Source organism: Kitasatospora sp. NPDC087271 (assembly GCF_044744605.1).
In the GTDB taxonomy this organism is placed as follows: Bacteria; Actinomycetota; Actinomycetes; order Streptomycetales; family Streptomycetaceae; genus Kitasatospora.
Genome location: NZ_JBIUYQ010000003.1, coordinates 397136 through 423713, shown reverse-complemented (window position 1 = coordinate 423713; position 26578 = coordinate 397136). Strand labels below are relative to the sequence as shown.

Annotated in this window: 22 protein-coding genes and 1 pseudogene; 13 read left to right on the top strand and 10 right to left on the bottom strand. The window is 71.2% G+C overall.

What is annotated here, in order from left to right; translation table 11 throughout:
* Positions 1 to 43: 43 nt before the first annotated feature.
* Positions 44 to 409, top strand: coding sequence for a darcynin family protein (locus tag ACIO9K_RS08370; RefSeq protein ID WP_400327932.1), 366 nt, complete (start codon positions 44 to 46; stop codon positions 407 to 409).
* 461 nt (positions 410 to 870) lie between these two features.
* Here ACIO9K_RS08370 and ACIO9K_RS08365 read toward each other — a convergent pair whose 3' ends face one another.
* Both ACIO9K_RS08365 and ACIO9K_RS08360 read right to left on the bottom strand, forming a co-directional pair.
* Positions 871 to 1047: a hypothetical protein gene (locus ACIO9K_RS08365; RefSeq protein WP_400327930.1), complete on the bottom strand. Its 177-nt coding sequence runs from the start codon at positions 1045 to 1047 to the stop codon at positions 871 to 873.
* Positions 1048 to 1511: 464 nt separating this feature from the next.
* Positions 1512 to 2069: a hypothetical protein gene (locus tag ACIO9K_RS08360; protein ID WP_363586218.1), complete on the bottom strand. Its 558-nt coding sequence runs from the start codon at positions 2067 to 2069 to the stop codon at positions 1512 to 1514.
* A 102-nt stretch (positions 2070 to 2171) separates the two neighbouring features.
* On the opposite strand from ACIO9K_RS08360, the gene ACIO9K_RS08355 reads away from it, so the two are divergent.
* Entirely contained in the window at positions 2172 to 2480 is a 309-nt protein-coding gene (locus ACIO9K_RS08355; RefSeq protein WP_400327928.1) for a hypothetical protein, read from the top strand.
* A 136-nt stretch (positions 2481 to 2616) separates the two neighbouring features.
* Here ACIO9K_RS08355 and ACIO9K_RS08350 read toward each other — a convergent pair whose 3' ends face one another.
* The 5 genes from ACIO9K_RS08350 to ACIO9K_RS08330 form a co-directional block, all read right to left on the bottom strand.
* Positions 2617 to 3654: a sugar ABC transporter substrate-binding protein gene (locus ACIO9K_RS08350; protein WP_363619829.1), complete on the bottom strand. Its 1038-nt coding sequence runs from the start codon at positions 3652 to 3654 to the stop codon at positions 2617 to 2619.
* A gap of 80 nt (positions 3655 to 3734) precedes the next feature.
* The gene (locus ACIO9K_RS08345; protein ID WP_400327926.1) at positions 3735 to 4448 is read right to left on the bottom strand and encodes a FadR/GntR family transcriptional regulator; all 714 of its coding nucleotides are present in this window, start codon (positions 4446 to 4448) and stop codon (positions 3735 to 3737) included.
* Between the two features lie 135 nt (positions 4449 to 4583).
* Positions 4584 to 5615 carry an ABC transporter permease gene (locus ACIO9K_RS08340; RefSeq protein WP_400327924.1) on the bottom strand — a complete coding sequence of 344 codons (1032 nt, stop codon included), beginning with the start codon at positions 5613 to 5615 and terminating at the stop codon, positions 4584 to 4586.
* The gene (locus ACIO9K_RS08335; protein WP_400327922.1) at positions 5599 to 7155 is read right to left on the bottom strand and encodes a sugar ABC transporter ATP-binding protein; all 1557 of its coding nucleotides are present in this window, start codon (positions 7153 to 7155) and stop codon (positions 5599 to 5601) included. Before ACIO9K_RS08335 ends, ACIO9K_RS08340 begins: the two co-directional genes overlap by 17 nt.
* A gap of 83 nt (positions 7156 to 7238) precedes the next feature.
* Positions 7239 to 8285, bottom strand: coding sequence for a sugar ABC transporter substrate-binding protein (locus ACIO9K_RS08330; RefSeq protein ID WP_400327920.1), 1047 nt, complete (start codon positions 8283 to 8285; stop codon positions 7239 to 7241).
* Positions 8286 to 8804: 519 nt separating this feature from the next.
* Between ACIO9K_RS08330 and ACIO9K_RS08325 the strand changes: the two genes are divergently transcribed.
* From ACIO9K_RS08325 to ACIO9K_RS08275, 11 genes and pseudogenes are all read left to right on the top strand, one after another.
* Positions 8805 to 9656, top strand: a complete 852-nt coding sequence (locus tag ACIO9K_RS08325) for a fumarylacetoacetate hydrolase family protein (protein ID WP_400327918.1) — start codon at positions 8805 to 8807, stop codon at positions 9654 to 9656.
* Positions 9657 to 9667: 11 nt separating this feature from the next.
* The gene (locus ACIO9K_RS08320; RefSeq protein ID WP_400327916.1) at positions 9668 to 11008 is read left to right on the top strand and encodes an L-fuconate dehydratase; all 1341 of its coding nucleotides are present in this window, start codon (positions 9668 to 9670) and stop codon (positions 11006 to 11008) included.
* A complete protein-coding gene (locus tag ACIO9K_RS08315; protein ID WP_363619843.1) occupies positions 11005 to 11766 on the top strand; it encodes an SDR family oxidoreductase in 762 nt (253 codons plus the stop codon). The genes ACIO9K_RS08320 and ACIO9K_RS08315 overlap by 4 nt, the downstream gene beginning before the upstream one ends.
* Positions 11763 to 12761, top strand: a complete 999-nt coding sequence (locus ACIO9K_RS08310; RefSeq protein ID WP_400327914.1) for an aldo/keto reductase — start codon at positions 11763 to 11765, stop codon at positions 12759 to 12761. Before ACIO9K_RS08315 ends, ACIO9K_RS08310 begins: the two co-directional genes overlap by 4 nt.
* Complete coding sequence (locus tag ACIO9K_RS08305; protein WP_400327912.1) at positions 12761 to 13501, top strand: (Fe-S)-binding protein; 741 nt, start codon at positions 12761 to 12763, stop codon at positions 13499 to 13501. The genes ACIO9K_RS08310 and ACIO9K_RS08305 overlap by 1 nt, the downstream gene beginning before the upstream one ends.
* Positions 13498 to 14949 carry a LutB/LldF family L-lactate oxidation iron-sulfur protein gene (locus ACIO9K_RS08300; protein WP_363619849.1) on the top strand — a complete coding sequence of 484 codons (1452 nt, stop codon included), beginning with the start codon at positions 13498 to 13500 and terminating at the stop codon, positions 14947 to 14949. Before ACIO9K_RS08305 ends, ACIO9K_RS08300 begins: the two co-directional genes overlap by 4 nt.
* Entirely contained in the window at positions 14946 to 15599 is a 654-nt protein-coding gene (locus tag ACIO9K_RS08295; protein WP_363619851.1) for an LUD domain-containing protein, read from the top strand. The genes ACIO9K_RS08300 and ACIO9K_RS08295 overlap by 4 nt, the downstream gene beginning before the upstream one ends.
* Complete coding sequence (locus ACIO9K_RS08290; RefSeq protein ID WP_363581227.1) at positions 15596 to 15907, top strand: L-rhamnose mutarotase; 312 nt, start codon at positions 15596 to 15598, stop codon at positions 15905 to 15907. Before ACIO9K_RS08295 ends, ACIO9K_RS08290 begins: the two co-directional genes overlap by 4 nt.
* Positions 15904 to 16797 (top strand): amidohydrolase family protein, encoded by an 894-nt coding sequence (locus tag ACIO9K_RS08285; RefSeq protein ID WP_400327910.1) that lies wholly within the window; start codon positions 15904 to 15906, stop codon positions 16795 to 16797. The genes ACIO9K_RS08290 and ACIO9K_RS08285 overlap by 4 nt, the downstream gene beginning before the upstream one ends.
* Before the next feature lie 78 nt (positions 16798 to 16875).
* Positions 16876 to 17571 (top strand): FadR/GntR family transcriptional regulator, encoded by a 696-nt coding sequence (locus ACIO9K_RS08280; protein ID WP_363581231.1) that lies wholly within the window; start codon positions 16876 to 16878, stop codon positions 17569 to 17571.
* Positions 17572 to 17751: 180 nt separating this feature from the next.
* Positions 17752 to 18444 (top strand): annotated as a pseudogene (locus ACIO9K_RS08275) (cation:dicarboxylate symporter family transporter); the annotation flags it as partial.
* Between the two features lie 144 nt (positions 18445 to 18588).
* Here the strand turns inward: ACIO9K_RS08275 and ACIO9K_RS08270 are convergent.
* The 3 genes from ACIO9K_RS08270 to ACIO9K_RS08260 all read right to left on the bottom strand — a co-directional run bounded on the left by ACIO9K_RS08270 (position 18589) and on the right by ACIO9K_RS08260 (position 26460).
* Positions 18589 to 18717, bottom strand: coding sequence for a hypothetical protein (locus tag ACIO9K_RS08270; RefSeq protein WP_363619855.1), 129 nt, complete (start codon positions 18715 to 18717; stop codon positions 18589 to 18591).
* A gap of 383 nt (positions 18718 to 19100) precedes the next feature.
* Positions 19101 to 19577: a DUF1877 family protein gene (locus ACIO9K_RS08265; RefSeq protein WP_363619856.1), complete on the bottom strand. Its 477-nt coding sequence runs from the start codon at positions 19575 to 19577 to the stop codon at positions 19101 to 19103.
* A gap of 163 nt (positions 19578 to 19740) precedes the next feature.
* Positions 19741 to 26460, bottom strand: a complete 6720-nt coding sequence (locus ACIO9K_RS08260; protein WP_363619858.1) for an RHS repeat-associated core domain-containing protein — start codon at positions 26458 to 26460, stop codon at positions 19741 to 19743.
* Positions 26461 to 26578: the final 118 nt, after the last annotated feature.

Genomic DNA, 26578 nt, shown 5'->3' with positions numbered 1-26578 from the left:
CGAACCAGGACCACTACCCACCTGCCGCTTTGGAGGCACCCCGATGTCCGCTGAAAGGTCCGAACCGCCGGTCACGGCGTTCATGCTGGTCAAGACCACGCCCGAGTGGCTCGCGCTGACCGTCAAGGAACGCGTGGACGCCTTCACCACCCAGGTCCTGCCGGCCATCAAGGCCAAGACCACCGGCGTCCGGTCACGCTTCTACGACACGGAGTTCTACTCCGCTCGTGTCACCGACGTCTGGGTGTGGGAGGCCGACGACCACCACGCCTACCAGGTGCTCGTCGACGCACTGCGCGAAACCCCCTTCTGGGACCGCTACTTCGAGGTCGTCGACCTCCTCGTCGGCACCGAGAACGGCTACGCGCGAACCTACGGCCTCGAACCCGTCGCCACCATCGCCACCTGACACACCGCCGGCCCGCCCACCCACCCACCTGCGCACGAGCGTCGATGCCCCCTGACCGGTCGGCGGTTTCTAGGGGTCGTTGCAACACGTGGTCGGTTTGATCAGGCCGCGATGAGTTTATGCAGGCGCTCGTCTGGGGTTTCCCAGCCGAGCGTTTTGCGTCGGCGACCGCGAGTCCGGTGGCGTCCTTGAGTCGCATCGCGACCCGGACACCCTCGCCCTGGTGCGGGCCACCGCCGGCACGGGCGGAGAACAGGGTGCCGCGGCGTGCCGCGGAGAGCGCGAGCAAGGGCTCGAAGCCGTCCTCGGACGGGAACGGGCCCGGGGCGAGCCCGGTCCGGTCCACCAGCAGGCCTCCTGAAGTTCGCAGGAGGCCCGAAGAACCTGTTCGGTTTTCTTGGGCGAGGACCGAATGGAACTCGATCACCGCAGGTCGGGGGCGTGGCTTCGGCCCCGTTGCTTCAGGTGTTGAGCAGGCGGTTGAAGAACGAGCGGTAGCGCTGGAGCGCGACGCGCAGTTCTTCGGTCGGCACCTCGTCGCCGCGGTGCCACTGGCCTTCGAGGTCCTGCTTGTGCGCGGAGAAGGTGGTGGCGAGTGCCTGCATCGCCTCGGCGACCAGATTATCGGCCGCGGACACGGCATGGCGCGGGTCGTCGACGAATTCGCCCTGGATCTTCTGCCACCGGGAGCGGAACTCCTCCTGCTGCCCGCCCAGCAGGGGTTCGTTCTCGGCGGCTTCCGGGTCCTCGGTGCGCTCGGATGGCTCGGATGCCTGGGTGTAGCCCCCTTCCTGCTCCTCTTCCTGTCCGCGTTCCTGCCCGAAGTCCTGCTCGCGGTCGCGGCCTTCGAGCGTGAGCCCCTGCTCACCGCTCCGCTGTTCGGTGGTGGCTTCCCCGGGGAACGCCGGTGGCGAATCCGCCCCGGAGGTATCGCTCTGTTCGTCGGTGTCCTGTCGGGCGCCGGCCAGATCCTCCGTGGACAGGCCGCCCTCGCGCGGTTCGGATGTTGCTCCGCTGTGTATCTCTTCACTTCCCTCTCGGCAGTTCCGGTCGGCGGCCGTCGCCGGGTGCGTCCCGTCAGCTCAACTCGCCGGTGCGGGGCTCACGCGCGGCTGCCCTGCGGACGGTCACCGTTGTGGAGCAGTTCCTCGAACAGGGTGCGGTAGTGCACCATGGCGCCCCGCAGTTCTTCCGTGGTCGCCTGGTGGCGGCTGCTGCGGTCGTTGACCTCGTGAGCGGACCGGAAGTGCGTCAGCACGCTCCCGTGTTCGACGGAGAGGTCCTTGAGCTGCTGCTCGTACCCCTCGGTCGGGTATCCGCGCTCGCTCATGAGCGTGGTGACGAGCCGGTCCGCCTCGTGCACCGTGTCGTCGGGCCGGTCGACGAACTGTTCCTGCACCCGTGCCCAGTCCTTGGCGTACCGGTCACGGGCACCCGGTGACAGCGGTTTGATGTTCAGCGAGTCGTGGCGCGACTCGCGCTTGCGCAGCTCCCGGTCGGCGGCGAAACGGCCGTCCTTCGCCTCCGCGGTCCGGTCGTACTCCGGGCCGAACCGCTCCTGCAGATGGCGCCGGCGGATGACGAACGTCGCCACCAGCGCGCACACGACCAGAAGGACGACGACGATGGCGATGACTGCGATGAGGGTCCCTGTTGACATTTGGGTCCTCCGCTTGTAGCTCCAGACCTCCCTGAACGGCGCGTGCCCTGCTGCCCGGAGCCAAAACACGGACGAACCGAAGAAGTCGAATGCCACGCGGACGTGCCCGAGACGCAGCGTCGGCTTCTGACCGTCGACGCGCGGGCCCTGCCCCGGGCGGACGCGGCGCCGCTGCTGGGCGCCCTGGCCACCGGTACGGAGTTCGCCACCGGGGCGTGGCTGCGCGCCGTCGCGGACGAGAACGCGCGGGAGGTCCTGGAACGGATCGAGGAGGATGCGGCCGGCGGCCGGCTTCGTGGCGGCGGTGGTGGCGTTGCCGTCGACCCAGGTCTCGGCGAGTGCCGCGACGCTGTCGGAGGTCGCCGCGGCCGGGGTGCGCCCGGACCGGGGTCAGGGCGACTGGCGCCCTGACCACCGGTGCACTTCGCACGGTGCGGCCCTTCAGCGGGGGTGGGTGGGGGAGCGGTCAGTGGTGGTGCACAGACCGGAGTCCCGTCGTCCCGTTGTTGTGGTGGATGCGCCGGCCTGGTTCCGGGGCCCGTCTCGGTCAGCCCGCGGCGTGGTTGGCCCAGAGCGACGGGTCGTCGACGTTCTCCTTGGTGACCAGGGGAGCGGGGAGCTGGTCCTCCAGGCCGTTGGGCAGGGTGATGATGGTCGAGTGGTGGTCGGTGGGCCCGGGTTGGAATTTCCTGCCTTCGGCAGCGGCCTTGGCGTAGTACAGGGCGTACTTGGCGTAGAGGTCGGCGGGCTGGGAGACGGTCGCGTCGATGTCGCCCTTGCGGATCGCGTCGAACTCCTGCGGGATGCCGTCGTTGGAGACGATGGTGATGTGGCCGGGCTGGCCGGCGGGCTTGAGCAGGCCTTTCTGGCGTAGGAGGTCGAGGGTGGGCTGGAGGAAGACGCCGCCGGCCTGCAGGTAGATGCCGTTCAGGTCCCGGTTGGCGGCGAGGGTGGACTGGAGCTTGGCGGAGGCGACGTCGCCCTTCCAGTCGGTGGGCAGCGCGATCACCTGGATACCGGGGTAGTTGCGTTTCATGCAGGCGGCGAATCCCTCGGAGCGTTCGTATCCGTTGATGGAGGTCAGTGCGCCCTGGAGCTCGGCCACCTTGCCCTTGCCGCCGAGCTGCTTGCCGAGGAACTCGCAGGCCTTGGTGCCGTACGTCTTGTTGTCGGTGCGGACCACCATGTAGACGCTGCCGTGCTCCGGTTCGGTGTCCACGCTGATCGTGTGGATGTTGGCACGGAACAACTCGGAGAGTGTCGAATCGGTGGTCATGGTGTTCTGCGGGGCCATGACGATGGACTTGGGGTGTCGGGCGGCCAGCGACTGGACGTTGGCGGTGAACGTCGCGTCGTCGCCGTTCGAACGGGTCGGGGGCAGGACACTCAGCTGCTGGTCGTTGATCTCCTGCTGGAGGTACTTCGCGTACGCCTTCCAGAAGTCGGAGTCGGCGCGGGGGATGTCGATGCCGATCTGGGGGCGGGAGTTGCCGGGGTCATCAGTGCCACCGCAGGCGGTGAGGCAGCCGGCGAGCAACACGGCGATGCAGCCCGTGCAGGTGGTCCGGATGGTTCGGCTCTTCATGTGTCAGACCGTCCTGGGTCGTGGGGGTCTTGCGCGCTGAGGGGGAGGGGAACGGATGTGCGGGATTCGGCACGTCGCCGTCAGGCGATGGCGTCGAGGTCCGGGTGGTCGAGGTCCGGGTGGTCGGTGCCGGCGGCCAGCCAGTCCTCGACGGCGGCGACGTGCACGGTGCTGGCACTGGCGGCCAGGACGGCGTCGTGGTCGACCAGGGCCCGCCAGATGGCCTCGTGTTCGCGGTGGGCCTGCTCGCGGGCAGGGGCGTTGTGCGTACCGCGCACGATGCGCAGCCGCTGGGTGTGGGTGGAGAGGATGCCGAGCAGGGTGGACAGCACGGGGTTGCCGACGGCATCGGCGATGGTGCGGTGGAACTCGATGTCGAGCTCGATGAACTCCTCGATGCCGGCAGCCGCGGCGCTCTGGTCGAGGACGGCCCGCAGCGTTCGCAGGTGGTCGTCGGTGAGCAGGCCGGCGGCGAGGGCGGTGACCTGCGGTTCCAGCAGGCGCCGCACCTGGAGGAGTTGCCGGGCCGTGTGCCCGTGGGAGACGTCGGAGGCGAAGGCCATGGCTTCCAGCAGGAGGTGTGGCTCCAGGCCGGAGACGTAGGTGCCGTCGCCCTGCCGGGGGACGAGGATCCGCATCGCGGTGAGCGCCCGGACGGCCTCGCGCAGCGAGTTGCGGGACAGCCCGAGCTGGTCGGCGAGGTCGGCCTCGTTGGGGAGTCGCGCGCCGGGCAGCAGGGCGCCGGAGACGATCATTTCCTTGATCTTCTCGATGGCCTGGTCGGTCACCGCCACGGTGTTCGCCTCCTGCGTGCGGGCATGGGAGTGCTGGTCGGTCGAGGGGGCGGGGCAGGGGAGGCCGAAGCGGCGCGACCGGTTCCCGCGGAGCTGGTCGCGCCGCTTCGGTGGCTCTCGGGCCGGGGGACCCCGTCACTCCTGTTTCTCGCCCGAGGCGAAGCGGGAGATGATCAGCGCGACGATGATGATCGCGCCGTTGAGGAACTGGTTCCACAGCGGCGGCACGCCCGCGAGGGTCATGACGTTGACCACGAGCTGGAGGGTCAGCACGCCGGTCAGGGCGCCGAAGAGGGTGCCGCGGCCGCCGTTGAGGCTGACTCCGCCGATGACGGTGGCGGCGAAGACCTGGAAGATCCACCCGTTGCCCTGGTCGGCGGAGATGGAGCCGTAGTGGCCGGTGTAGAGGACGCCGGCGAAGGCGGCCAGCAGGCCGCCGAGGATCAGCACGATCCAGGTGATCCGGTCGACCCGGATGCCGGCGGCGCGGGCGGCCTCGGAGTTGCCGCCGATCGCGTACAGGGCGCGGCCGTGGCGGAGCCAGGCGAGGGCACAGCCGCCGGCCAGGAAGAGCAGGGCGCAGATCCAGATCGCCGCGGGGACGCCGAGCCAGCTGGTGCTGCCGAGGTAGGTGAAGGAGCCGGGCAGGTTGACGATCGACTGGCCCTGGGAGATCGCGACCTGGAGGCCGCGGAGCAGGGTGAGCGCGCCGAGGGTGACGATGAAGCCGTTGAGGCGCAGCTTGAGGATCAGGAACCCGTTGATCGCCCCGATCAGCGCGCCGACGGCCAGGCACAGCGGGATGGCCGTCCAGGAGGGCAGGAGCCCGAGGCCGTTGAAGCGCGCGCCGTGGTCGGGGAGGACCAGCCAGACGGCGATGACGGGGGCCACGCCGATCGTGGATTCCAGGGACAGGTCCATCCGGCCGACGATCAGGATCAGCGCCTCGGCCAGTACCAGCAGGCTCAGTTCGGTGGCCTGCTGGCCGACGCCCAGGAGGTTGTCGGCGGTGAGGAAGGCGGGTGAGACGACGAAGCCGATGACGCCGAGGACGAGCAGGACCGGTACGAGCGACAGGTCGCGGTAGCGGGCGAGGTCGAAGCGCCGGCCGGCCGGTGCGGTGCCGGCGGTGGCCGCGCGCGGGCTGACCTCAGTGGTGGGAGACATTGCGTTCCTTCGTGTCGGTCGGGCCGGACATGCCCTCCATGGCTGCGACCAGCTGTTCGTCGCTCCAGCCGTGCTCGAACTCGGCGACGACGCGGCCGTGGAACATGGCCAGGACGCGGTCGCAGACCCGCAGGTCGTCGAGTTCGTCGGACACGATCAGAGCGCTCCTCCCGGCGTCGGCGACCTCGCGGACGGTGCCGAGCAGGGACTCCTTGGACTTGACGTCGACGCCGTTGGTGGGCCGGATGGCCACCAGGACGTGCGGCTCGGTGGCCAGGGCCCGCGCGATGACCACCTTCTGCTGGTTGCCGCCGGACAGCGCGGACACCGGGGCCGAGGGGCCGGGTGTCTTGATGTCGAGGTCGCCGATCATCCGTTCGGCGAAGGCCCGGGTACGGGAGGGCAGCACCGTGCCGAAGGGCCCGAGCTGGTCGGTGACGGTCAGGGTGGCGTTCTCGGCGACACTGCGCTGCGGGATGAGGCCCTGGACGTGCCGGTCCTCGGGCACGAACCCGATGCCGGCCGCGAGAGCGGCGGGAACGCGCCCGGTGCGCACCGGGCGGCCCGCGACGGTGATCGTGCCGGCCTGCGGGCGGTGCAGACCGGCGATGGTCTCGCCGAGCCGGACGTTGCCGCTGGCGGCCGCGCCGGCCAGGCCCACGACCTCGCCGGCGTGCGCGGTCAGGGAGAAGTCCTGGTAGGCGCCGGCCAGGCTCAGGCCCGAGACGTCCAGCAGCGGGGCACCGTCGGGGCGCGTCCGGCCGGTCACCGACCAGGCGGGCCCGCTGTCCCGGGAGCTCTCGCCGGTCATCGCCTCCACCAGGGCCTGCTGGTCGAGTTCGGCGACTGGCGCGGTGATGATGTGCCGGGCGTCGCGGTAGACCGTGACGGTGGTGCAGAGGTCGTAGACCTCCTGCAGGTGATGGGAGATGAACAGGAAGGCGACGCCCTGTTCCTGCAGTGAGCGCAGCTTGTCGAAGAGCCGCTCGATGCCGCGGGCGTCGAGCTTGGCGGTGGGCTCGTCCAGGATGATGAAGCGGGCCCCGAAGGACAGCGCCCGGGCGATCTCGACGAACTGGCGCTGCTCGACACTCAGGTCCTCGGCGCGCGCGGTCGGGGCGACGTCCACGCCGTACTCGGCGAGCAGCTCGGTTGCGCGGCCGCGCAGTTGCTTCCAGCTGATCGGGCGCAGGGCGCCTTTGCTCTGCCTGTCCAGGAAGAGGTTCTCGGCGACGGTCAGCGCGGGGATGATGGTGGAGCGCTGGTAGACGCAGGCGACCCTGGACCGCCAGGCGTCGGTGTCACCGGGGGCCGGGGCCTGCTCGCCGTCGAAGCGCAGGGTGCCGGTGTCGGGGTTCTGCAGGCCGGTGAGGATCGACACGAGCGTGGACTTGCCCGCGCCGTTGCGGCCTACCAGGGCGTGCGACTCGCCGGGCGCGACCGAGATGCGGGCGTCGCTGAGGGCGACGGTGGCGCCGAAGCGCTTGCTGATCCCGTCGGCCTCGACGACGGGGCCCCGGACGGGGCTGGGGTCCGCCATGGCGGGGACGTCCTTTCCGCAGGATCCGTGCGTGGCGGCCCGGGAAGGGGGGTCCGGGCCGCCACGCACGAGGGGTCGGTGGGCTACTTGCCTACGCCGTTGCCCCAGAGGGACTTGTCGTCGACGTTCTCCTTGGTGACCAGGGGAGCGGGGAGCTGGTCCTCCAGGCCGTTGGGCAGGGAGATGATGGTCGACTGGTGGTCGGTGGCACCGGGTTGGAAGGTCTTGCCCTCGGCCGCGGCCTGCGCGTAGAACAGCGCGTACTTGGCGTAGAGGTCGGCGGGCTGGGAGACGGTCGCGTCGATGTCGCCCTTGCGGATCGCGTCGAACTCCTGCGGGATGCCGTCGTTGGAGACGATGGCGATGTGGCCGGGCTGGCCGGCGGGCTTGAGCAGGCCCTTCTGCTGGAGCAGGGCGATGGTGGGCTGCAGGAAGACACCGCCGGCCTGGAGGTAGACGCCGCCCAGGTCCGGGTTGGCGGTGAGGGTGGACTGGAGCTTGGCGGAGGCGACGTCGCCCTTCCAGTCGGTGGCCAGCTCGATCACCTGGATGTCGGGGAACTTCTCCTTCATGCAGGCGGCGAAGGCCTCGGAGCGGTCGCGGCCGTTGACGGAGCTCAGCGCGCCCTGGAGTTCGGCGACCTTGCCCTTGCCGCCGAGCTGCTGGCCGAGGAACTCACAGGCCTTGGTGCCGTACGCCTTGTTGTCGGCGCGCACCACCATGTAGACGTTCCCCTTGTCGGGGCGGGTGTCGATGCTGACCACGGGGATCTTCTTGGCGGTCAGCTGGTCGAGGGTGGAGGCGATCGCGCCGGTGTCCTGCGGGGCCATGACGACGGCCTTGGCGCCGGTGTTCTGGAAGACCTGGACGTTGGCGACCAGCTTGGTGACGTCGTTCTGCGAGTTGCTCACCGGCAGGGTGTTGAGGCCCTGGGCGGAGGCGTCCTGCTTGATGTACTGCGCGTAGGAGTTCCAGAAGTCGGAGTCCGCACGCGGCAGGTCGATCCCGAGCGCCGGCTTGCCGCCGGCGGCGGAGTCCGTCGTGCTGCCGCGGTTGCAGGCCGTGGCGGCCCCCGCCAGGACGACTACGGCGGCGGCCGTGGCCGCGATTCTGGAGGAGCGAGGCTTCATGGTGCTGATCTCCTTGGCTGGGATGTCCGGGCTCCCCTGCGAGGGTGGGGAGCCGGTGTGGCGGGAGGCGGAGAGGCCTGTCCCCCCCCCGGGAGGTGAAGCGGGGGTGGTTGAGCCGGACCTCCCCTCCCGGCCGTCATCCAGGAGGGAGGCCATGGATGCGGCGGGTCGTGGCAGGCGCGCTGGATCGTGCTCCCCGCAGTCATCGGATGGCTTGCGATCACGAGGACCATACGAGCTTGGCACGTGACTGACAATAGGGAAACCTCGGGCGAATCTCAACCGTAACGTCCGGGCCCCCATGTCGGATGATAACGAGCTGTCATCTCCTGTCTGAGCTGGAGATTTGATGAACAGTTAGGAGATGTTCGGCTCCTGACCCCGGCGGGCGCCGACAGACATCGGAGGACTTCTTGCGGTGCGTGGCCGACGCTCGTATGGTCAGGGCGTCGAGGATTCATCCGATGTGTCGGCCCGGTGAAGAACCCCGGCCCGCAGACCTATGACAGGAGCCATGGCATGAAGCTCATGCGGATCGGACCGGCGGGAGAAGAGGCTCCGGCAGCCCTCGGCGACGACGGCCGGGTCTTCGCGCTCTCGGGCCTGACCGGTGACATCGACGGGGCGTTCCTCGCCTCGGACGGGATCGACCGCGTTCGCGCCGCCCTGGCCGCCGGAGAGCTCCCTGCGATCGACCCGGTCGGCCTGCGGATCGGCGCCCCCGTCGCCCGGCCGGGCAAGGTCGTCTGCATCGGCCTCAACTACCGCGACCACGCCGAGGAGACCGGCGCTGCCGTCCCCGCCCGGCCGGTGGTCTTCATGAAGGACCCGTCCGCCGTGGTCGGTCCCTGTGACCAGGTGCTGATCCCGCGCGGCTCGGCCAAGACCGACTGGGAGGTCGAACTCGCGGTCGTGATCGGCCGCGAGGCCCGCTACCTGGACTCGCCCCGACAGGCCCTCGCCCATGTCGCGGGCTACGCGATCAGCAACGACGTGTCCGAGCGGGAGTTCCAGCTCGAGTACTCCGGGCAGTGGGACCTCGGCAAGTCCTGTGAGACCTTCAACCCGCTCGGCCCCTGGCTGGTCACCCCGGACGAGGCCGGCGACGTGCAGGCCCTCGGCCTTCGTCTGGCCGTCAACGGCGAGCAGCGGCAGAGCGGCAGCACCGAGAACATGATCTTCGACGTCCCGTACCTGGTCTGGTACCTCAGCCAGTACATGGTGCTGCGGCCCGGAGACGTCATCAACACCGGCACCCCGGCCGGCGTGGCCCTGGGGCTGCCCGGCACCCCCTACCTGCGCGCGGGCGACACCGTCGAACTGGCCATCGACGGCCTCGGCACCCAGCGCCAGACCTTCTCCAACGCCTGAAAGGCACCACGTTGTCCGCAACCACAGCGCGGATCACCGCCGTCGACACCTACGACATCCGCTTCCCCACCTCGCGGGAGCTGGACGGGTCCGACGCCATGAATCCCGACCCCGACTACTCCGCCGCCTACGTCGTCCTGCGCGCCTCCGCGGGCGGCCACGAGGGCCACGGGTTCACCTTCACCATCGGTCGCGGCAACGACGTCCAGGTCGCCGCCATCGACGCGCTGCGCCCGCACGTCGTCGGACGGTCCGTCGCCCAGCTGTGCGCCGACCCCGGTTCCCTGTACCGCGACCTGATCGGTGACAGCCAGCTGCGCTGGCTCGGACCCGAGAAGGGCGTGATGCACATGGCGATCGGAGCCGTCGTCAACGCCGTCTGGGACCTCGCCGCCAAGCGTGAGGGCAAGCCGCTGTGGCAGTTGCTGGCCGACGCCGACCCCGCATGGCTGGTGTCCCAGGTCGACTTCCGCTACATCGCCGACGCGCTGACGCCTGATGAGGCCCTCGAACTGCTGCGCAAGGGCAGACAGGGCGCACCCGGGCGGGCCGCCGAACTCCTGCGCCGCGGCTACCCCGCCTACACCACCTCGCCCGGCTGGCTCGGCTACAGCGACGAGAAGCTCACCCGCCTCGCCAAGGAGGCGGTGGCCGACGGCTTCACCCAGATCAAGCTGAAGGTCGGCGCCGACCTGGAGGACGACATCCGCCGCTGCCGCGCCGCCCGCGAGGCCGTCGGTCCGGACATCCGGATGGCGATCGACGCCAACCAGCGCTGGAACGTCGCCGAGGCGATCGAGTGGACGAACGAGCTCGCCGAGTTCGACCCCTACTGGATCGAGGAGCCGACCAGCCCGGACGACGTGCTCGGCCACGCCACCGTCCGGCGCGGTGTCCACCCCGTCAAGGTCGCCACCGGCGAGCACGTGCAGAACCGCATCGTCTTCAAACAGCTGCTCCAGGCCGGCGCCATCGACGTCCTCCAACTGGACTCGGCCCGGGTGGCCGGCGTGAACGAGAACCTCGCCATCCTGCTGCTCGCCGCCAGGTTCGGCGTCCCCGTGTGCCCGCACGCCGGCGGCGTGGGCCTGTGCGAACTCGTCCAGCACCTGTCGATGTTCGACTACGTCGCGCTCTCCGGCACCACCGAGGACCGCGTCATCGAGTACGTCGACCACCTCCACCAGCACTTCCTCGACCCCGTGGTCATCGACGGCGGCCGCTACCGGGCACCCACCGTGCCCGGGTTCTCCGCCACCATGCACCAGGCCGCCATCGACACCTACACCTACCCCGACGGCACGTTCTGGGCAGCCGACCTGGCCGGCGGCGACAAGGAGGAGCGCTCATGACGACCGACCTCGACGGGCTCACCGCCCTGGTCACCGGCGGTGCCTCCGGCATCGGACTGGCCACCGCCCGGTTGCTCGGCGCACGCGGAGCGGACGTCGCCGTCCTCGACCTCGACCCGAGCGGCGTCCGCGCCCCGCTGCGCGGCTTCACCGCCGACGTCGCCGATGACCGCTCCGTACGCGAGGCCGTCCAGGCGGCGGCCGAGGCGCTCGGCGGGATCGACATCCTGGTCAACAACGCCGGCATCGGCGCCGCCGGAACCGTGGAGGACAACTCGGACGAGCAGTGGCACCACGTCCTGGACGTCAACGTGCTCGGCATCGTCCGCACCACCCGCGCCGCCCTGCCCCACCTGCGCCGCTCCGCCTCCGCCTCGGTGGTCAACACCTGCTCCATCGCCGCCACGGCCGGACTGCCCCAGCGCGCGCTGTACTCGGCGAGCAAGGGCGCCGTCCACTCGCTCACCCTGGCCATGGCAGCCGACCACGTCCGCGAAGGCATCCGGGTCAACTGCGTCAACCCGGGCACCGTCGACACCCCGTGGGTCGGCCGGCTGCTCGACGCGGCCGACGACCCGGCCGCCGAGCGCTCCGCACTGAACGCCCGCCAGCCCACCGGCCGGCTGGTCACCGCCGAGGAGGTCGCCGCGGCCATCGCCTACCTCGCCTCCCCGGCCGCCGCCAGCGTCACGGGCACCGCGCTCGCCGTCGACGGCGGCATGGCCGGCCTGCGCCTGCGACCGGAGCCACGCCCGTGAAGCCGCGCCACCACCCCCTCGGCCGCAGCAGGGCCCAGGTGACCGAACTCGCCTTCGGCGCCGCCGGCATCGGCAACCTGTTCGCCCCGGTCACCGACGAGCAGGCCGAACAGGCCGTCACCGCCGCCTGGGAGTGCGGCGTACGGTACTTCGACACCGCCCCGCACTACGGCCTGGGCCTGTCCGAGCGGCGGCTCGGCGCCGCCCTGCGCGCGTTCCCCCGGAACCAGTACACGATCTCCACAAAGGTCGGACGCCTGCTGGAACCGGCCCCCTCCGGCGACGGCGACGACCTGGCCGACGGCTTCGCCGTGCCCGCCACCCACCACCGCGTCTGGGACTTCAGCGCCCGGGGCGTGCGCCGCTCCATCGAGGACAGCCTGGACCGGCTCGGCCTCGACCGGATCGACATCGCGTACCTGCACGACCCCGACGACCACGCCGAACAGGCACTCGCCGAGGCCTACCCGGAACTCGAACGCCTGCGCGCCGAAGGCGTCCTGGGAGCGATCGGCGTCGGCATGAACCAGGCCGGACTGCCCGCCCGGTTCATCCGCGAGACCGACCTCGACGCCGTCCTGCTCGCCGGCCGCTACAGCCTCCTCGACCAGCAGGGCCTTGCGGAACTGCTGCCCCTGGCCCACCGGCGCGGCGTCGGCGTCGTGATCGGCGGCGTCTTCAACTCCGGCCTGCTCGCCGACCCGCGGCCCGGCGCCACCTTCGACTACACCGCGGCCCCCGCAGACCTGCTCACCAGGGCCACCGACCTCAAGGCCGTCTGCGAGCGGCACGGCGTCCCGCTGCGCGCCGCCGCCCTGAAGTTCCCGTTCGGGCATCCGGCGGTGGCGAGCGTGCTGGTCGGCACCCGCAGCGCCGGCGAGGCCCGGGACGCCGCCGCCATGCTCGACCACCCCGTTCCGGCGGCGCTCTGGGCCGAGCTCAAGCACCGCGGACTGCTGCCCGCGGACGTCCCGACCCCCGGGGAGGTGGGCTGATGCGCATCGCCCTGTTCATCACCTGCTTCAACGACACCCTCTTCCCCGACACCGGCCGCGCGGTGGTGACGGTGCTGGAGCGGCTCGGCCACCGTGTCGAGTTCCCCCAGGAACAGACCTGCTGCGGCCAGATGCACTTCAACACCGGCTACCGCCCCGACGCCGTCCCGCTGGTGACCCGCTTCGCCCGGGCCTTCGCCGACTACGACGCCGTGGTCACGCCGTCCGCCTCCTGCGCCGGGATGGTCCGTGACAACCACCCGCTGCTCGCCGAACGGCACGGCACCGCCTCGCTCCTCCGGCAGGTCACCGAACTGGTGCCCCGGGTGCACGAGTTCACCGAGTTCCTGACCGACGTGCTCGGCGTCACGGACGTCGGTGCCCGCTTCCCGCACCGGGTCGCCTACCACCCCACCTGCCACTCCCTGCGCGGCCTGCGTCTCGGCGACCGCCCGGACCGGCTGCTGCGCGCCGTCGAGGACATCGACCTGGTCGACCTGCCCGCAGCCGACTCCTGCTGCGGCTTCGGCGGCACCTTCGCCGTGAAGAACGCCGACACCTCCGCCGCGATGCTCGCCGACAAGAACGCCGCCGTCCTGGACAGCGGAGCCGAGGTCCTGTGCGCCGCCGACAACTCCTGCCTGATGCACATCGGCGGCGGACTGTCCCGCCGGGGCGCGACCGTGCGGACCCTGCACCTGGCCGAGATCCTCGCCGCCACCGAAGGAACCGCACGATGAGCAAGCCCGGCGGCCGTGGCGTCGTCTGGCTCGGTTCCCCGTCCTTTCCCGACGCCGCCCGCGAGGCGCTCGGCAACACCCGGCTGCGCGCCAATCTGAAACGCGCCACCACCACCATCCGCGACAAGCGGCTGGCCGTCGCCTCCGAGTTGGACGACTGGGAGCACCTGAGGGACGCCGCCGCCGCGATCAAGAGCCGCACCTCACGCCACCTCGACCGCTACCTCGTCCAGCTGGAGGCCGCCGTCACCGCCGCGGGCGGCACCGTGCACTGGGCCTCGGACGCCGCCGAGGCCAACCGCATCGTCACCGAACTCGTGCGGGCCACCGGCGAACGCGAGGTCGTGAAGATCAAGTCCATGGCGACCCAGGAGATCGGCCTCAACGAGGCCCTCGCCGAAGCCGGCATCACCGCCTACGAGACGGACCTCGCCGAACTCATCGTCCAGCTCGGCGACGACCGCCCGTCCCACATCCTCGTCCCCGCGATCCACCGCAACCGGACCGAGATCCGCGACCTCTTCCTCGCCGAAATGGCCCACTGGGGGAAGCCCGCACCGGAGAACCTCGGCGACGACCCGCGCGAACTCGCCGAAGCCGCCCGCCTGCACCTGAGGGAGAAGTTCCTCACCGCCAAGGTGGCCGTCTCGGGCGCCAACTTCGCCGTCGCCGACACCGGCACGGTCGTCGTCGTGGAGTCCGAGGGCAACGGCCGGATGTGCCTCACCCTGCCCGAAACCCTCATCACCGTCATGGGCATCGAGAAGACCGTCCCGACCTGGCAGGACCTGGAGGTCTTCCTCCAGTTGCTGCCCCGCTCCTCCACCGGTGAGCGGATGAACCCCTACACCTCCACCTGGACCGGCACCACCGACGGCGACGGCCCCAGGGAGTTCCACCTGGTGCTGCTCGACAACGGCCGCACCGACACCCTCGCCGACGAGGTCGGGCGGCAGGTACTCGGCTGCATCCGCTGCTCGGCCTGCCTCAACGTCTGCCCCGTCTTCGAGCGCACCGGCGGCCACGCCTACGGCTCGGTCTACCCAGGACCGATCGGCGCCGTCCTCACCCCGCAACTGGTCGGCGTGGAGAACGCGGCGTCCCTGCCGTTCGCCTCCACCCTGTGCGGCGCCTGCTACGACGCCTGCCCGGTGAAGATCAACATCCCGGAGGTGCTGGCCCACCTGCGGGCCAAGGCCGTCGAGAGCAGGCCGCGGGGAGCCGAGGCGCTGGTCATGAAGGCCGCTGCCACCGTCCTCGATTCCCCGCGCCTGCTCTCCGTGGCCCAGAAGGCCGTCGCGCTCGGCGGCAGGGCCCTCGCCAGGGAGGGGCGGATCGGCCGGCTGCCGGGCCCGCTGCACGGCTGGTCCGACACCCGCGACACCCCCGCACCTCCGGCGGAGTCCTTCCGCACCTGGTGGCGCAAGAACAGGGAAGGTGAACGATGAGCAGCCGTGAGGCGGTTCTCGGCCGCATCCGGGCGGCGCTCGCCGACGTCCCCGCCGAAGAACGGCCCGACGACGTCCCCGTACCCCGGACCTACCGCCGCACCCACACCGAGCCGGGCGAGGACACCGTCGCCCTGTTCGCCGAGCGGGTCGCCGACCACCGCGCGGACGTCACCCGCACCGACCAGGCGGGCCTGCCGGCCGCCATCGCCGCCGCGCTCACCGCAGCCGGGGCGAGCAACCTGGCACTGCCCAGCGGCTTTCCCGTCGAGCTGCTGCCGCCCGGCGACTGGCAGTGGCACCCGGAACCGCTGGACGTCCAGGCCCTGAACGCCCTGGACGGCGCCTGCACCCTCGCCGCCGCCGGCATCGCCGTCACCGGGACCATCGTCCTCGACACCGGCCCGGGCCAGGGCCGCCGCGCCCTCACCCTCGTCCCCGACTACCATCTGTGCGTCATCCGCGCCGGACAGATCGCCGCCGACGTCCCCGACGCCCTCGCCCGCCTCGACCCCGCGCTGCCGCTGACCTTCATCTCGGGCCCTTCTGCCACCAGCGACATCGAACTCGACCGCGTCGAGGGCGTGCACGGCCCCCGCACCCTGCACGTCGTCATCGTCGACCACCCCACCCACCCGGAGCAGCCATGAGAGTCGCCCTGCACACCCGCCTCCGCCCGGACCGGATCGCCGAGTACGAGGCCGCCCACCGGGACGTGCCCGCCGAACTCGTCGCAGCCATCCGGGCTGCCGGCGCCACCTCGTGGACGATCTGGCGCAGCGGTTGCGAGCTGTTCCACCTGCTGGAGTGCGAGGACTACGCCCGGCTCCTCGCCGAACTGGAGCACCTCCCGGCCAACACCGCCTGGCAGGAGAGGATGGGCGAACTGCTCGACATCAGCCACGACTACTCGAACGCCGGCGCCGGGGCCGGGCTCCCGGCCGTGTGGGAACTGTGACCGCACGTCAGATCGTCGACGCGCACCACCACGTCTGGGACCTCGGCACGCGGCCGCAGCCCTGGATCAGCGGCGAGGCCCTCGCTCCCCTGGCCCGCTCCTTCACCGCCGCCGACCTCGCCCCCGAAGCCGCGGCGGCCGGAGTGGTCGCCACGGTCGTCGTGCAGACCGTCTGCGTCCCCGAGGAGACCCCCGAACTGCTGGCGCTGGCCGACGGCAGCGACCTGATCGCCGGCGTCGTCGGCTGGACCGACCTCACCGCCCCCGGCGTTGCCGACGCGATCGCCGCCCTGCGCGAACTCCCCGGCGGGGAACGGCTGGTGGGCATCAGGCACCAGGTCCAGGAGGAGCCCGACCCCGAGTGGCTGCTGCGCCCCGACGTCCAGCGCGGCCTGCTCGCCGTCGCCGAGGCCGGTCTCGCCTACGACCTCGTCGTCAAGCCGCACCAGCTGCCCGCCGCCGCCCTCGCGGCCGCCCGGCACACCGGCCTGACGTTCGTCCTCGACCACCTCGGCAAGCCCCCGATCGCCGACGGCGCGCTCGACCCCTGGGCAGCGGACCTGCGCCGCCTGGCCGCGCTGCCCAACACCGTGGGAAAGCTTTCCGGCCTGGTGACCGAGGCCGCCCCCGGCCGGTGGCGGACGGCGGACCTCAGGCCCTACGCCGACACCGCCCTGGAGGCCTTCGGCCCGGAACGGCTCCTCTTCGGTTCCGACTGGCCGGTGTGCACCCTGGAGGCCGGCTACGCCGAGGTCGCCCGGATCACCCGGCACCTCGCGGACGGGCTCAGCACGGGGGAGGAGGACGCGGTGTTCCGGAACAACGCGGTCCGCGTGTACGGGCTCGGCACCCCGCGCCGGCCCGCGGAGGGACGTGCCGGATGGTCTTGACCGGTCGCGATCAAGGCCAGCTCCGGGTGGGTGCGGGGGAGACTATGCTGCAGGGATCAGGACCAGGGAGGCATCGGCGTGCCAGTCACCGACTCGGCGATCGAGAAGATCAAAGCCATGATCGTCAGTGGTGAGCTGCGCCCCGGTTCGCGACTCCCCAAGGAGGCCGACCTGGCCGAGCGGCTCGGTCTGTCGCGCAACTCCCTGCGTGAGGCGGTGAAAGCTCTCTCGCTCATCCGGGTGCTCGACGTACGCCAGGGAGACGGCACGTACGTGACGAGTCTGGAGCCCAACCTGCTGCTGGACGCGCTGGGCTTCGTCGTCGACTTCCACCAGGACGACTCGGTGCTGGAGTTCCTGGAGGTCCGCCGCATCCTGGAGCCCGCCGCCGCGGCCATGGCCGCCCGAGTGATGCCGGACGAGGACATCGCCGCGCTCGGAGAGGTCCTGGAGAGCCTGCGTGACGACGCCCCCCTGCAAGAGCTGATCGACAACGACCTGGAGTTCCACCACAGGATCGCGGCCGGTTCGGGCAACACCGTCCTGTGCTCGCTCGTCGACGGCCTGTCCGGCCCGACCGCCCGGGCGAGGATCTGGCGCGGGCTGACCGAGGAAGGCGCGGTCGAGCGGACCCGCCAGCAGCACCGCGCCATCCTCGACGCCATCGCCCACCGCCGCCCCGACGTCGCGCACGCCTGGGCGACGGTGCACGTGGCAGGCGTCGAGCAGTGGCTGCGGGACACCCTCGGCGCAGCCGGATCCTCGCTCGGCTGACCCGGGGCGGGTGCTTCAAGGGGCGAACGCGATCCTGTCCGTGCAGATGTCCAGCCGCCGCTTCCTGCCCCTCGGAACCACCGTCACCGCCGACGGATATCTGTTCGACGGGCTGCCGGGGGAGGAGGACTGTCATCGACTCGCGTCCGCCGGCCATCGGCCCCTGGGGTGGTACCCGCAGGGACGCTCGTCGGGCTGTTCTACGGCACCTCGCTCTTCTTCGTCGTCGTCGTCCTCGGCGGCGTCACGGCCCTGCTCGGGATCAACATCTTCCGGCTGCTGCGCCACCTGCGCGAGGAGTTCCTGGTCGTGCTGGGCACGTCCTCCTCCGAGAGCGCGCTGCCGCGGCTGATGGCCAAGCTCGAAGGGCTCGGCGTGCGCCGCGACATCGTCGGGCTGACCGTGCCGACGGGCTACTCCTTCAACCTCGACGGCAGCTCCATCTACCTCTCCCTGGCCGCCGTCTACATCGCGCAGGCCACCGACACCCCGCTCAGCCTCGGCCAGCAACTCGGCCTCCTCGCCGTCATGATCCTCACCTCGAAGGGATCCGGCGGAGTCACCGGCGCCGGGTTCATCGCCCTGGCCGCAACCCTCTCCACCGCCGGCACCGTGCCCGCGGCCGGCCTGATGCTGATCCTCGGCATCGACAAGTTCATGTCCGAGTGCCGCGCGCTGACCAACCTCGCCGGCAACGGCGTGGCCACCCTCGTCGTCGCGCGCTGGGAACACGCCCTGGACACCGCACGCGTCAACCGGATCCTGCGCACGGGAACACCCGAGCCCCAGGTGTGCATTTGCCGGAGCCCGGTTACACCTGGGCCGCGATGCCGCCGGCGATCCGCAGCAGGGCGATCTCCTCGGGCGTCTTGACGGAGATCTTGCCGTAGTCGACGTCATGGCTCATGGAATAACTCCGGGATCGTCAGAATTCTTGGAGCTCCGAGGTGTTCGGCGTCCCGGGGTCGAGTATTCCGGTCGCTCGGCGGCAGGGCCAACGAAACAAATTCGACGACATCATGAGCCGAATTCGACGGACTGGTGTGCCCGTTGCGCCGCAGGAACGCCGCCGGCGCGCTTGGCCGGGTTGCGGCGCAGCCGCCACGAGCGGACGGCGGCGTCGAGCGCGTTGCGCAGCGTGGCCACGACCGGTTCGAGGGCCCGACGACGTACGGCCGTTCGACGATGCGGTTGGAGATCCCCTACGGCCCATGGGGGGCGATGACCACCGCCTACGAGGGCGAGGTCCACGGCTTCGGTCACGTGTTCGCGGTCATCCACCTGCCCCGGCCCGGCCCCGCATGCTCCCGGCGCCCCCGCCGTCGTTCAGGTGGCGAGGCCGAGGCCGAGGCCTGGGCCAGGGTCCGGGCCTTCTGCTTGAGTCGTTCGTAGGGGGTGGCACAGGACCGCCGGGCGCCGTTGGGCCTGGCGGTCCTGCTGCCGTTGCGGCGAAGGGGGCATCGCGGGTCTCCGTCATGGTCGGAGACCTGTGCGTGACCGGCGTCCGCCAGTTCCATGGCTGGGGCGGGTCAGAGATAGACGTTCTTCAGCACGCCCTGGCCGGACTCGGCGGCTTGCCGGAAGAACGCGGTGAGCTCCGCCATCCGGTAGAGCATCTCGTCCAGCAGCCCGGGCGGCAGTTCGCCGTTGACGTTCTCGGCGAGCACCTCGCCGATCCGGGTGCGCAGGACGTCCTGGTCCAGCGCCGAGAGTGCGGCGGAGGCGGTGGCGGTGCGCTCCGGGGTGACGAAGACCAGCGTGGTCTCGTCCTCGGGGAACTCCTTCAGCAGGTCCCCGCCGGTGACGACCTCGGCGAGGTCGGCCCCGGGGCAGCGGCGCAGGGACTTGTCCAGGAAGAGCCACGACTCCTCCAGCTCGCAGAGCTCGCCGCTCTCCTCGCCCTCGCGGTACTGCTCGATGGAGAGCCGGCTGGGGAAGCGCGCCAGCACGTCGTCGGGGTCGAGGAGAGTGACGTCACGGTCGACCCGTCGCATCAGGAGGTTCATGCTTGTCCGTTCATTTCGTGCTGTTCATGCGGTTCATACGGTTCATACGGTTCGTGCGGTTCGTTCGGTGCGGGCGTCCTGCCGCATGCTACGAGGTGTGCCCGGGTGGTGTCGGCCCGGGGGCGGGCCACCGGCGTGCCGGTGGCCCGCCCCCGCCGCCCGCCTACTCGGTGGCGGCGCCGCCGGTGGCGACGGTGGCGAGGAAGCCGACGACGAGCATGGTGCTGTACTCCACCGTCTGCATGCTGGGGTGCGGGATGTTGAAGCTGAGGTCGGGCCAGCTGAGGCTGGGCGCGGGCGGGTCGAGGACCGTCCCCTGGGGCTCCGGGTTCGGGTTCGGGGCCGGGCCGGGGGACGGGTTGGGGACGGGGTGGGCGTTCGGCGCCGGTACCGGGTTGGGTACGGGCTTCGGCTGGAGCTCCAGCGGCCCCTTGGGGGTTTCGTAGATCTTGTAGGCGAGGACGCCCTGGCTCACGGTCGAGGACCTGGCCACGACGAACTCCGAGGGCCGGTAGGGGTTGAGGCCGGCGAAGGAGCCCAGGTCGAACCCGGCTTCGACGTCCCGGTGGTCACCGGCGGCCTCCAGTTTCATCTTGAGGTACTTGACGTAGTTGGCGACCTCCTTCCCGCCGTCCTTCTCCGCCGGGCCGCCCCCGTTCTTGGTGTCCCAGACGTAGACCTTGCTGTCCGTCCAGTAGATGAGGTCGGCCTTGCCGTTGACCTTCAGGTTGCCCGCGTTCTTTCCCTTGGCGGCACCGGGGATGTAGTTCTCGGAGTCGATCCCCTTCCCGATGTACGAGAGGTCGGTGGTGACCTTGCCGCCCCCGTGCGGCTGCGACATCCGCAGCTTCAGTGCGTAGCCCTCGGTGACGAAGTCATGGGCCGGGGTGTACTTGGTGGCGACCTCGTTCTTGAACGACCAGACCTCCGAGATCACCCGCTCGATGAGCTTGGGCAGGGCGTTGAACCAGTTCAGGCCGGTCGGGTCGGTCTTGTTGACCGGGTCGTTGTCGGAGTAGGCGTAGCCGTTCCACTGCTGCGGCACGTCGAGCTTGAGCAGTGGATCGGGGTTGAGGAACCGGCCGGTGGACGGCTGGTACTCGCGTGCCCCGAGGTTCACCAGCCCGGTGGCCGGATCCAGTTCGCCGCCGACGAAGGCCCGTGCGCCCAGCCAGCTGCCCGGCGCGGGCTGGGTGCCGCGCTGGTTGCCGAAGGGGTCGGTCGGCCGGCGGACGACCGCCTGGCCGGGGTCGGTGCCGATCTGGACGCCGGCGGTGCCGTGCGGGTCGGAGGCCTGGTAGACCAGGACGCCCCCGCCGGTGGTGGCGGTGAGCCGGGTGATCGTCAGACCGCCGGGCGAGGGGTAGTAGCGGACGTCGGACATGGCCTTGGTGCCGGTGTCGAGCGTGAGCTCGTCCATCCCCAGCAGCAGCGTGGTCGACCCCCGGTTGTAGCGGAGCAGCAGGTTGCCGTCCGCGTCGTAGAGGTAGGTCGCGCCGTTGGCCGAGCCCTTCTGGGCCGGGGTCACCGCGGCGAGTTTGCCCTCGCCGGTCCAGGCCAGGTTCGCGGTCCCGGCGGGGCCGGAGATCCCGGTGGTGTTGCCGGACTTGTCGTACTGGTAGGAGGTGGTGGACGTCCCGGTGCTCGGCGAGCCGCTGGTGGCGGAGAGCAGGGCGTGCGGACCGCCGGTGCCGGTGTTGGGCTGGCCCTGGGCGCCGAAGGTCTGCGTCGTGGTGAGGTCGTTGGCGGTGTTGCCGGTGACGTCGTGCTGCACCAGCTGGGTGCGGTTGCCGGTGGCGTCGTACCCGTAGGACTGCCAGTACGGGGCCGGGCCGCCGACGCTCGGCGAACCGCCGTTCACCGCCGGGCCGTTGGCGTTGGCGCAGCCGCCGATGCCGGGCACCGAGGTGGCTCCGCCGGAGCCGTAGCCGGTGCCGGAGGAGTCGCTCCACGCCCCGGTGGGCTTGGTGGTGACGGCGCCGGTGTCGGTCCACGCCTGGGTCAGTCGGCCCAGGTAGTCGTAGCTGAAGCACTGGCGGTCGCTCGCCGAGGCGTTCTGCAGGTCGGTGACCGAGGTGAGCTTGCCGGCCGGGTTGTAGGTGTAGGTGGTCTGGTCGAGCGAGGTGGTGCCGACCTGGCGGTCCAGGAACGAGGACACCACGTGGCCGGTGGCCACGTCGTAGACCTGGGTGGAGACGACCTGGGTGCCGTAGTCGCCCAGCGTGGTGCGCACGGTGTTGCCGAACGCGTCGTACTGGACGTCGTGGACCAGGGTGTCGTTGCCCGCGGTGTTCTGCAGGTTGCCTGCGGTGTCGTAGACGTTGGTGACGGTCTCGGCGGGCAGGCCGCCGAGCGCCGGCAGGGTGGTGGTCGCCAGCGTGCCCAGGACGTTGTTGTAGGTGTTGCCGGTGGTGTAGGTGCCGCCCAGCGCGCCCTCGGCGGAGGGGACGGTGACCGTCGTGCCCTGCGGGCGGTAGGCGGTGTCGTAGCCGGTCACCGCCTTGGTGTAGGCGGTGCCGCCGGCGCCGCCGACGTAGCGGGTCGAGCCGGTGGGCTTGCCCTTGGCCAGTGTGTCGTAGCTCCAGGAGGCCAGCTGGTTGGCGGGCGCCACCGGGCCGTTGTAGCTGCCGGTCTTGCGGCCCAGCAGGTCGTAGGTGTAGGAGAGGGTGTTGCCGACGGCGTCGGTGGTGTGGTCCACCCGCGAGTTGACGTCGTAGGAGGTGTGGGTGGTGCCGGTGTCCGGGTCCGTCGCGGTGGTCTGGCGACCCATCAGGTCATAGCCGTAGGACCAGGTGTTGCCCGCCGAGTCGGTCCGCGTCGCGGGCTGGCCGCCCGGCGTGTAGCCGTAGCCGGTGACGTCCGCGTCGGCGGCGTTGCCGGTCGGGGTCGGGCCGCGGTACTGCCACAGCGCGCTGACGTGCTTGCGCGCGTCGGTGAACGTGGAGGTGGCCGTGCCGCCCTGGGGCGGGACGACGTCGGTGCGGTCCACCCCCGGGTAGCTGGTGGTCGTCGACCACTGCGGCTGCGCGTAGGAGACGAACGCCGAGGTGGTGACCCGGCCCTGGCCGTCGTAGCTCAGCCAGGTCTGGGACGGGACCTGCGCGTCCTGCGGGACGAAGACGGTGCCGTTCGGGAAGGTGCTCTTCTCGTAGTACGGCGCGGACTTCTTGATCGCCCAGCCGTGCGAGTCGTAGACGGTGTCGGTGATCAGCCGGCCGGTGGCGGCGGTCGGCGAGGTGGCCTGGGTCTGACGCAGCCGGCCGATGCCGTCGTACAGCTCGGTCTTGTAGGAGTAGGTGTTGTCCTCGCGCAGTGCCTGGCTGGTCACGACCGAGGGCCCGGTGAGGCCGTTGACCGCGTAGGAGTACTTGTAGGTCGGGTTGCCCTTGACCGGCTGCTGCGGCAGCCAGACGGCGGTCTGCCGCCCGAGGCCGTCGTACTGCTGCGTGGTGACCCGGCCGTTGACGTCGGTGGAGGTCAACGGCAGCCCGCGGCCCGGGTCCTGGACCACGGTGGTGCTCCAGGCGGTGCCCATCGGGCCGGTCGAGGTGACCGTGGTCGGCAGCGCGCCGGTCGCCGGGGAGTAGGCGACCGTCGTGGTGGCCGCCGGAGCCGCCGGGTCGGGGCCGGAGAGCTGGTTGCCCCGGTCGTCGTAGCTGGAGCCGTCGTTCGCGCTGGAGGAGGCCGGTCGCCCGTAGACGTCGAAGCCGGAGTGGCCCGCGTTGACGAACACTGGCTTGCCGGCGGCGTCGTAGTGGTCCAGCTGCTGCGCGCCGGTGGGCTCCGCCAGCACGCCCGCCTGGCCGAACGGCAGGTTGTCGTAGAGGGTGCGGACGTCGGTGACCACGGTGGCCGCCGTCGCCGGGGTGCCGCAGGGGCCGGTGACCGCCCGCTTCTCGCTCGACAGGTTCAGCAGCATCGGGTTGGCGCTGCTGACGGCGTAGGAGGTGGTGGTGCAGATCTCGGGGGTGCCGGCGGCGCCGTCGCCCTGGTCGTCGACCTGGATCTCCCGGTTGCCCTGCGCGGGGTCGGAGGTGGAGATCTTCGTCTGGGTCCGCCAGCCGCCGCCGGAGAGCTTCTCCTTGGTGACGGCGGTGACCTGGGAGGCCGGGTAGCGGGCGATCAGGTCGGGCAGGCCGTCGGACTGCTTGTGGGTGGCGGTGGTCTGCTGGCCGTTGGTGGTGCTGCCGGTGAGCGAGACCACCGAGCCGCCGGCCTGGTCGTAGACCTGGGTGGAGAGCTTGCCGCCGGCCAGCCAGTCGGCGTCGGTGACCTGGTCGCCCAGCGGGCTGGTGACGGTCACGCTCCGCTTGGTGCCGTCGGACTTGACGTCGCCGTCCATGCCCCGCAGGTAGGTGACCGTCTGCTGGGTCCTGGGCGCCTCCCCGGTGTAGCCGCTGCCGGTCACGGTGTCGACCGACTGGTAGCCGCGGAAGGAGTCCCAGGTGCGGGTCTTGGGGTCGATGTGCTCGGAGTCGTTGCGGTGCCAGGCGGCGCCGCCGTGGTAGCTGTAGGCGATCGCGGAGATCACAGAACCGGTGACGGCGTCCTGCTCGCTGACCGAGGTGACCAGGTACTTGTTGAACCAGTCGTTGACCGGGGTGGTCGACGAGGAACCGGGCAGGTACCACTTGACCGGGCGGCAGGCCATGGTGTTGCCGTCCTCGGACGGCGGCATGGTGTTGTTGACCCGGGAGCACTCCGGCTGGCTGTACCGGACGTCGATCTGGCCGCCGGTCTCGCCGGTGATCTGCTGGATGCGCGGCCGGTTGAAGATCGGCGCGGCCGGCACCAGGCCGTCCACCCGGTTCGGCAGCTCCCGGGCCGTGAAGGTCACGGCGGGGGTCGTCACGTTCGCCTGGCCGTTGGAGCCGGTGCGCTGGACCGAGGCCAGCCACAGCGTGGGCTTGGTGCCGTCGCCCGGGTCGGGGAAGGAGTGGGTCAGCGCCCAGCTGTCCACGGTGCGGTAGGCCGAACCGGCCAGCACCTGCGTGGTGATGCCGGTCAGCCGCTTGGTGCTGTAGAAGGACGGGCCGTTGCCGGTGCAGGCCGACGATCCGTCACAGGCCTGGTCCAGCGGGACGTCCGGCCAGGAGGCGGCGTTGGCGGTGGTGCGCTGCGCCTCGGCGCAGGTGATGGTGCCCGAGGGCAGGCAGCGCTCGGCGGTCGAGAAGAGCACCTGGGCGGCGGGCTGCTTCGAGCCGTGCGCCGCGACCTGCTCCGGCAGGCGCTGGCCCCAGGCGATCTGGCGCGGGTAGCCGCCGCGCACGTACGCGGTCGCGGTGCCCTTGCCGTTGTTCTGGCCGCCGCCGCGGTTGTAGCTGTTGGTCTCGGTCGCGTAGGAGTAGCTGACCAGGTTCTGGTGGGTGTCCACCACGTAGTCGAGGTTCCAGCGCCACCCCATGGTGCACCAGGAGCCCTGGCCCGCGGCGGAGTTGCACGGGTCGCCGGCGTTCGGCGCGTAGACCGGCTCGCCCCAGGCGGAGTTGCTGGCCGGGTCGGTGCCGTCGCCGCCCGGCAGGTGGTTCTGGCCGAACCAGTACTGGGTGCCGTCACCCGTGGTGATCCGCCAGTACTCGCCGTTGTTGAGGCCGTTGGGCGCGCCCGTCAGCTGCTCGACCTTGGTGCCGTCGTCGCCCTGGAGGCGCCAGGCGCCGGTGGCGTCGTCGCGGACCAGGACGCCGGTGTGGCCGGCCAGCGAGACGCTGGCGTTCTGCCCGCCCCAGCAGAGGTCGCGCGAGTTCGCGATCCCGGCGTTGGCACAGGACTTGTAGGAGCGCTCGACGAAACCGGGCGCGTAGTTCCAGCCGTCACCGATCCAGGAGGCCTGCGCGTTGGTGGACGAGGTCAGCCCGTCCACCGTGGCGGAGTCGTAGGAGAGCGCGACCGTCGGGGGCTTGGCACCCAGCCCGGCCGGCAGCTGGATCGGGTACGTGTAGGTGAAGTTGCCCAGGTTGGATCCTCCGCTCCAGGCCATCGAGGGCGAGAGCGAGGTGGCGGCGTACGAGCCGCCGGCCCCGGCGGAGTCGGTGGTGGCGGCCAGCACCATCGGCGCGGCGCCGGCGGCGGAGGCCCGGACGACGCCCGGTCCCTCGCGCAGCGAGGCCTGGACGACGGCCCCGGCGTGCGCGGGTGCGGCGGCGGGGGCGGTCGCGGTGGGGCCCCGGGGGAGTGCGACGTCGGCGGTGAGCTTGCCGGCGGTCGTGTCCGTGGTGGTGGGGACCGGCGTCTGGGTGCGGCACTCGGGCAGGTCCGGAGTGGTCAGCGCGCAGGCCGGGAGGGCGACGAGCCGGGTGCGGTCGACGGACAGCCCCTGGCCGAGGGCCTTGAGGTCGACGTCGACGGTCACCTTGCGGTCGCCGGTGGAGCCGGTGGCGTCGGGGGCCGCGCCCTCGGTCAGCGAGATCAGCGGACCGTTCACCCCGGCCGCCGTGCCCTTGGCCGGGGCGACGACCTGCACCGTCACCGGGTGTGCGGTGCCGGGGTCGTCGGCGGTGGGCGACAGGGCCACCGGGAGGTCGCCGGCCCGGACCGGCGTGCGTCCGCCGGAGGCCGCCGCGGACCCGCCGGTGGCGCGCTGGGCCGCCCGGGCCTCGGGGGAGTCGGCCCCGATGGTGACCTCGGCGGTACCGGTCGGTGTCGCGGTGGCGGCGGGCCGCCATTCGTCGGGCACTGGGAACGCCGGTGCCTTGGGTGTTCCGGGGCCCTGGTCCTTCCCGGAAACGGAGTTCGTCTGCGCACCCAGGGGGGTGTGCGGGGGTATCCAGGTCTTGCCGTGCGGCCGGTGTGCCGCCCAGGCCTCGGTGGGGGGTGCGCTGAGCAGCGTGACCGCCACGACCAGCACCGACAGCAGCCCCAGCCAGGGGTGGTCCTGTCTCATCATCCAGCGCCCGAACCGTATTCGGGCACGCCAAACACCCACGTGACTCTCCAAGTGAGATCCGTATCGAATGATTGATCACGAATGAGATCGAGTGATCGTCCAGGACCCTAGGGGCGTG